At 36.8% G+C, this 6962-nt stretch carries 4 protein-coding genes and 1 pseudogene; 2 read left to right on the forward strand and 3 right to left on the reverse strand.

Translation table 11 applies throughout. The features are described 5' to 3' along the window. Window positions 1–42: 42 nt before the first annotated feature. From V6256_RS08480 to V6256_RS08490, 3 genes are all read right to left on the reverse strand, one after another. On the reverse strand, window positions 43–573 hold the full coding sequence (locus V6256_RS08480; protein WP_341597733.1) for an MltR family transcriptional regulator: 531 nt from the start codon (window positions 571–573) through the stop codon (window positions 43–45). Window positions 574–625: 52 nt separating this feature from the next. After that, the gene (locus tag V6256_RS08485) at window positions 626–1768 is read right to left on the reverse strand and encodes a mannitol-1-phosphate 5-dehydrogenase (RefSeq protein WP_341597734.1); all 1143 of its coding nucleotides are present in this window, start codon (window positions 1766–1768) and stop codon (window positions 626–628) included. A gap of 74 nt (window positions 1769–1842) precedes the next feature. Further along, on the reverse strand, window positions 1843–3732 hold the full coding sequence (locus V6256_RS08490; RefSeq protein ID WP_341597736.1) for a PTS mannitol transporter subunit IICBA: 1890 nt from the start codon (window positions 3730–3732) through the stop codon (window positions 1843–1845). A gap of 1223 nt (window positions 3733–4955) precedes the next feature. Between V6256_RS08490 and V6256_RS08495 the strand changes: the two are divergent. Then, a pseudogene (locus V6256_RS08495) lies at window positions 4956–6117 on the forward strand (IS3 family transposase). Window positions 6118–6633: 516 nt separating this feature from the next. Beyond that, window positions 6634–6891 carry a hypothetical protein gene (locus V6256_RS08500; RefSeq protein ID WP_341597737.1) on the forward strand — a complete coding sequence of 86 codons (258 nt, stop codon included), beginning with the start codon at window positions 6634–6636 and terminating at the stop codon, window positions 6889–6891. Window positions 6892–6962: the final 71 nt, after the last annotated feature.

Consider the following 6962-nt stretch of genomic DNA (forward strand, 5'->3'; position numbering starts at 1 on the left):
TAAAAAATACTTAGGCTTTTTGGGGCGAGATTAATACACTTCTTAAAAAGGGCTATCCTGATTCAAGACTTCACATATAGCAATAACTTCAAGTGCTAATGAGGACTTTATCACTTCCTGTTTTCTTTTTAATTGCATCTCATATAAAGCAGACTCAAAGTCATCCTCTTCTGGCAACGAATCAAATATCCCCATATTAATATTTTTAGATAAGGATAATTGTTTAATTGCATCTAAGACTAAAGGATCAGTAAAGTGGTATTCAGCAATATCATTATTCAATGAATTTTTTAATTTTATCACCCCCTCAATATCTTGATAAACAAGCTGAGGAATCGCGCCAAGCCCATATAATAGCTTCAAACGTACAGTTAACTCACCTAAAGGGCCCGAGTCATGTAACAGTGGACCAACAACAGATTTTACTGCAAAGTCATTTTTTAAAAATATACGCTCAATCAGGCTTTGTACAAGTTCTTCAAATATATCAACAACAGATATAAAAAAACCTCGTACCGTTAAACTCGCATTTAAGCTTTCTAATATCTCATTTTCTTGTAGTTTATTTGACATAATCTCAGCTAGTTTGATTGTGCGATCGAATAAAGACCGCACAATAATTTTTTTAAGCCATTTCTAGAAATAATTTTTCAATCTTAACTGCTTCAGAACTTGATGCAGATAAGCCAGTATATTTCTCTAGCGTAGCTAAAAAGCCAGCTTCTGATAGTGAAGTTTGTAATTCAACAGCTTGAGGGTCATCACTATTTGTATATTTAAATGCCGCAGCAATACCTTTTAATAGCATATCGTTTGCTGTCGCGTATTCAATTGTACCTAGTAATGGTTTAACTAAACGGTCATTCGCACCTAATTTACGAATTGGTTGGCGGCCTACACGGTCAATTTCATCGTGTAAGTATGGGTTTGCAAAACGACCAATAATTTTTTCAATATATGCGTTATGTGCTTCACGCTCAAAACCATAACGATTGATCAGAACTTCTCCACTCTCTTGCATTGCTTGTTTAACTTGAGAGCAAACAGATTCGTCATCGATTGCATTTTTAACTGTATCATAACCAGCTAAAGCGCCTAAATAAGCTGTCATTATATGACCTGTATTTAGGGTAAATAGTTTACGCTCGATGAATGCCATTAGATTATCAGTTTTTTGCATGCCTTCAATAACTGGCGTTTCACCTCTAAACTGAGTTTCATCAACAATCCACTCACTAAAGCTTTCAACAGTCACTTCTAATGGATCATCTGATTCTGAAGGAGGCACAATACGGTCTACCGCTGAGTCTACAAAGCCAACTAAACGTTCTGCTTGTGCATGGTACTTTTCATCTAAGTGTTTAAATACTTCAGCTTTTAAAAAGCTAGTTCCGCGGATCATATTCTCACAAGCAATAATATTTAAGAATGCTTCATTGTTTGCATCAAAACGCATCGCAAGACCTTGAGCTAATTTGCTTGCAATAATAACCAGTACGTTAGGACCTACCGCTGTTGTAATAAGATCCGTTTTACTAATTAACTCTACTAATTCATCACTTGTAGAGTTAATTGCATTTACGCCTGTAACAACTTCTGTCTTGCACTCTTCACCAACTACTTTTACATTGTAAGTATTCAGTGTATTTAATAAGTTGATAACTTTCTCATCAACATCTGCAAATGTTACATTAATGCCAGCATCTGCTAATAGTTTACCAATAAATCCACGCCCGATATTACCTGCGCCAAAATGAATTGAGTTCATTGTTTTTTCCTTATAAAGATACTTTAAACGAAAAATGCTGGTAAAAACCAGCATTTAATTTAATCCAGCTTACGTTAGCTTAATATACTCAAAACTTTGCTAACATCATTACTATTGATCAATGTTTCGATAGCTTCTTCATCATCGAGTGCATTGGTTATAGTTGATATAACAGCAATATGTTCATCGTTCTTAGCCGCGATGCCGATAACCAGTTTTGCAATATCATCTTCATCATCACCGAATTTGATACCATCTGTATATTGACATACAACGATACCCGTTTTAATTACGCTTTCTTTTGCTTCTATTGTTCCGTGTGGAACCGCAATTGATTCACCAAGGTAAGTAGAAACTAATTCTTCACGAGCAAACATACCTTCGATGTAAGCTGGTTCTGCATAGCCCATTTTCACTAACTGCTCACCAGCAAATTGAATTGCTTGTTGCTTGTTGTCAGCTTTTAAGCCTAAGTGGATATTTTTAGCTTCTAGTTCAAAAACAGGCTTTTCTTTTGTTTCTTCAACTGTTTCTACTGGAGCCGCTGGTGCTTCAGTTGCAGTTGATGCATCAGTTAACTCAGCCACAAGACCGTCATATAAAGCACTGTCTAAGAAGTTAGTTAATGATAAGTGTTTAGCTTGTGCGGCATGTTTAATTGCACGAGGTGTTAAGTCTTTATGCGTAATAACGATATCAACATCACCAGGTAAGTTGTTGATTGCACAGTTAGTCACACTAATGTTTAAACCTGCAGATTTAACTTTTTTAGCTAATAAACTTGCACCCATCGCACTAGAACCCATACCAGCGTCACAAGCTACGATAATTTTATTAACTTGACCCATATTAACATCACTTGAACCTTGCGCTGCTGGTGAGTTTTTAAGGTCTTTCATTTTGTTAGAAGCTTCAGCTAATTTATCGCCATCGTCTTCACCAGTGTCTTTTTGTGTTTTCATAAGAAGAGAAGCAACAATAAATGATACCGCTGTTGCAGCAAGTACAGATAAAATCACACCAACAATCGATGCTTTAGGTGTTAATGCTAAGATTGCAATGATAGAACCAGGAGAAGCTGGAGAAACTAGACCTGCATTGAACACTGTTAATGTGAATACGCCAGTCATACCGCCTGCAATTACAGCAAGAAGTAAACGAGGGTTCATAAGAACGTATGGGAAGTAAATCTCATGGATACCACCAAAGAAGTGAATGATAGATGCACCGCTTGCTGTTTGTTTAGCAGTACCTTTACCAAATACCATGTAAGCTAATAATAAACCTAAACCAGGACCTGGGTTTGCTTCAATTAAGAAGAAAATAGATTGGCCAATGTCATTTGACTGCTGGATACCTAATGGAGAGAAGATACCATGGTTAATCGCATTATTTAAAAATAGGATTTTAGCTGGCTCTACAAAGATAGAAGTTAGAGGTAATAAACCCACTTCAACTAAGAAGTTTACACCAAATGCTAAACCTTCAGACAATACTTTTACAGCTGGACCAATCAAGTAGAATGAGATGATAGCTAAGATCATACCGATAATACCTGATGAGAAGTTATTAACGAGCATTTCAAAACCGCTCTTAACTTTACCGTGTACTGCTTTATCGAATTTACTGATTACATAGCCACCTAAAGGACCAACAATCATAGCACCAAGGAACATTGGAATTTCAGTACCAACGATAACACCCATTGTAGTGATTGCACCTACTACAGCACCACGGTCACCGCCAGCTAGCTTACCACCTGTGTAACCTATTAATAGAGGAAGTAAATATGTAATCATAGGACCAACTAATGAAGCTAGTCCTTCGTTTGGAATCCAACCAGTTGGGATAAATAACGCAGTAATAAAACCCCACGCGATAAATGCCCCAATATTTGGCATAACCATATTTGATAGGAATCTACCAAAGTTCTGTACTCTAATTTTTGCTTCGGATGATATCATGTCACTTCCCCGTTATTTGGCTTGTTTAGTTTTGATGTAAATTAACAGTCGATAAAAACTGCATAAATATTCTTTCGATTTCGTAAATTTAACATATAAATAAAAATATGAAATAGACGCTAAAATCATGTGAAGAAGATCACTAATCAGGCATGAATAGAGCAAATTTTGATACTCAAGTCACTTAATCAATATGTACTATTGCTACAATTTATCAAAAAGTTGATTAAGGTCGTTACCTTGGTGATTTAAGTCACACTTTATAAGAACGCGAAAATACCATAAAAGAGATCTATGTCTCGTAAAATAATAAGATAATTAACAATTGAATTAATTTAAGTGATCTAGATCTCTTAAATTTACTTCAAAATTAAATTTAGTAATATAATTACATAGATAAAATGAATTTTACCGTTTATAAATTTAAAAAATATCGATCAAAATACAAACGAATTTTGTTTATATTTTCGAACAGAAATACAATATGTTGATAGTATTTTGTGTTAATTATGATGGCTTATTGAGTACCTAATTTGATTAACCAAGCAAGGGTGTTTAGCTATATATTCGCAAATACCCACAGTTAACAAATGAAAAAAGTGATTAAAAAAGCTATAGGTCAACAGTAATAATTAACTAAGAACTCCTCTTCAATATCCATCTAAATCTTGAGTTAAAAATTTATTCCCACCTCTATGCTTCGATAAGCTAAAATTTTTGGTTTGATGCAAGTAGGGAGAGTAAAGTCATCGCTCAAAGCTAAAACATTATTGATCCTAGTAGATTAAAAAGATTGAAATCTTCGTTCACGATCAACGTTATCATTACATTTAACGACTATAAAGCTCTTATAGACTACTACAAGTTCTCTGGGGCGGTCGCTTCAGCCTCCTTGTAAATGTTATCAATAAAAGAAAACGCTTAGCCGGTTACCTTCTAGTATTTGACTTCGATGAAGTTTGTTTCGGCTTTTGCTTTGACGCAGGCAGGGAGACTAAAGTCACCGCCCCGAGGTCTGCATTACTGGTAACGTTAGCCGAAGTTCTTATGAAAGTATTTAATAAATAAAAATGGAAACCATAGGCTCCAATATTAATGATCTACAGAAGAGCTGTTTTTTAATACAAAAGGATTTAGTTTTCCGTAAATAAACATCATGTAGTGGTCTAATGATCTCGGACACCATTTAAGGTGGTATTATTATCACTTATATGAGGTGTCACATGAATAATAAACGTCGAACTTTTACAAAAGAATTTAAATTAGAAGCAGCAAGCTTGGTGCTTGATCAAAACTATCGTGTTCCTGAAGCTGCTCGCTCTCTTGGTGTTGGTGAAACAGCATTAAGGCGTTGGGTACAACAGTTAAGTGATGAACGCGGTGGAATTACGCCAACATCCAAAGCGCTAACACCTGAGTAACAAAAAATCCAAGCACTAGAAGCCAGAGTGAATCGCCTTGAGCGGGAAAAATCAATATTAAAAAAGGCTACCGCTCTCTTAATGTCGGACGAAATGAACAATATACGTTAATCAATAAGTTAAGTGAGCATGAGTCGACAGAATTGATTTGCGAAGTTTTTGAAGTACCACGCGCTAGTTTTTATGACTTTAAACAATCTAAAACGTGATTAACAAGCAAGAAGTAGCGTTACGAGCCAAGGTAAATGCGCTATTCAAACTGAGCAGAAGCGCGGCAGGAAGCCGAAGCCTAGTTATGATCCTTGCTGAAGCTGGCTTCAACATAGGTCGCTTCAAAGTCAGGCGTATCATGAAAGACATGCATTTAATCAGTAAACAGCCGGGTTCACACGCTTACAAAAAGGCAACCGCAGAACGACCTGGCATTCCAAATCTATTGAAGCGAGAATTTAATGTTTCTCAGCTAAATCATGTTTGGTGCGGGGATATCATCTATATTTGGTCAGGTAGTCGCTGGATATACCTTACGGTTGTACTTGACTTATAATCAAGGCGAGTTGTTGGTTGGTCACTATCGAACAAGCCTGATGGAGACCTTGTCGTCTCAGCATTAGACAGAGCTTACCAACAGCGTGGAAAACCTAAAGGGCTGATGTTCCATTCAGATCAAGGTAGCCAATATGGAAGCATAAAATTCCGTCAACGATTATGGCGTTATAGAATAACGCAGAGTATGAGTCGCCGCGGAAACTGTTGGAACAATGCACCGATGGAGCGTGTATTTAGAAGTTTAAAATCAGAATGGGTGCCAACCAATGGATATCATTCAATTAAAGAAACAGCGCTGGATATCAGCGCTTACTTAATGAATTACTATAACTTGCGCAGACCACATAGTTATAACAACGGATTTTCTCCTGCGAAAGCGGAAGAAAATCTTAATTTAATGTCCGGAATTAGTTGAACACTACAGGGAAACTAAAGTCACCGCTCTGGATAGAGCATTATATATTAGCAAAGGGTAAGCTCTATTAATTAAACTCCCCCTCTAAAAGTCACCGGAGCCATTAAAAAAAGCGCGCATAACACTATCGCGATAACCACACACCTCCGTTGCGTTTTCCTAATATCAACAATGTGGTTAGCAACGGCAAACAGGACGTTTGCCGTAGTCTCAGAAAGCACATGGATGTCCTTCCTGAGGCGGTGCGTTAAAACCATATTGTTGAGATTAGATTAGATTAGATCAGAAAACAATCCGGAGTCAGTCTCTTTGCTTCTTCCTCTCCTGACAAGAGAAAGAAGATCGCCGACAAGGCGAAACCAATCGTTAATAAATATCAAAAAGATAAAACGAGCGCAGACGAGACCTAACAAATCATAAACCTACTTTTGAGGCGGTGAGCGAATTAAGCGCCAGCTTAGTCTCATTAGCGGAGGAGCTCTACGACTCCTTTTTTCAGCTTCCCTTGTAAATGTAATGAATAAAATAAAGCTCTTCCCTGGTTACCTTGTTGCATTCTTCTTCGATGAGGTTTGTTTTGGCTTTTATTTTGACGCAGGCAGGGAGACTAAAGTCACCGCCCCAAGACCAATATCATCAATGCAAGTAACGTCTAAGAAAATGCTTATGAAAGCAATGAATAAAACAAATCGCTTTGCTAGTAACCTTGCTATATTTGACTTCGATGAAGTTTGTTTAGGCTTTTGCTTTTACGCAGGCAGGGAGACTAAATAATTACTTATTGAAACTAGTTATACCAATTCCGTTAATTAAGTTTCCAAATTTGTCCAATCTCGATAGCACAG

The sequence above is a fragment of the Psychromonas aquatilis genome (genome assembly GCF_038155185.1).
In the GTDB taxonomy this organism is placed as follows: Bacteria; Pseudomonadota; Gammaproteobacteria; order Enterobacterales; family Psychromonadaceae; genus Psychromonas; species Psychromonas aquatilis.

What these genes read in the sequence shown, in the direction of transcription:
- V6256_RS08480 (WP_341597733.1), bottom strand. Translation starts at nt 573, where the DNA reads ATGTCAAATAAACTACAAGAAAATGAGATATTAGAAAGCTTAAATGCG.
- V6256_RS08485 (WP_341597734.1), bottom strand. Translation starts at nt 1,768, where the DNA reads ATGAACTCAATTCATTTTGGCGCAGGTAATATCGGGCGTGGATTTATT.
- V6256_RS08490 (WP_341597736.1), bottom strand. Translation starts at nt 3,732, where the DNA reads ATGATATCATCCGAAGCAAAAATTAGAGTACAGAACTTTGGTAGATTC.
- V6256_RS08500 (WP_341597737.1), top strand. Translation starts at nt 6,634, where the DNA reads ATGAATAAAATAAAGCTCTTCCCTGGTTACCTTGTTGCATTCTTCTTC.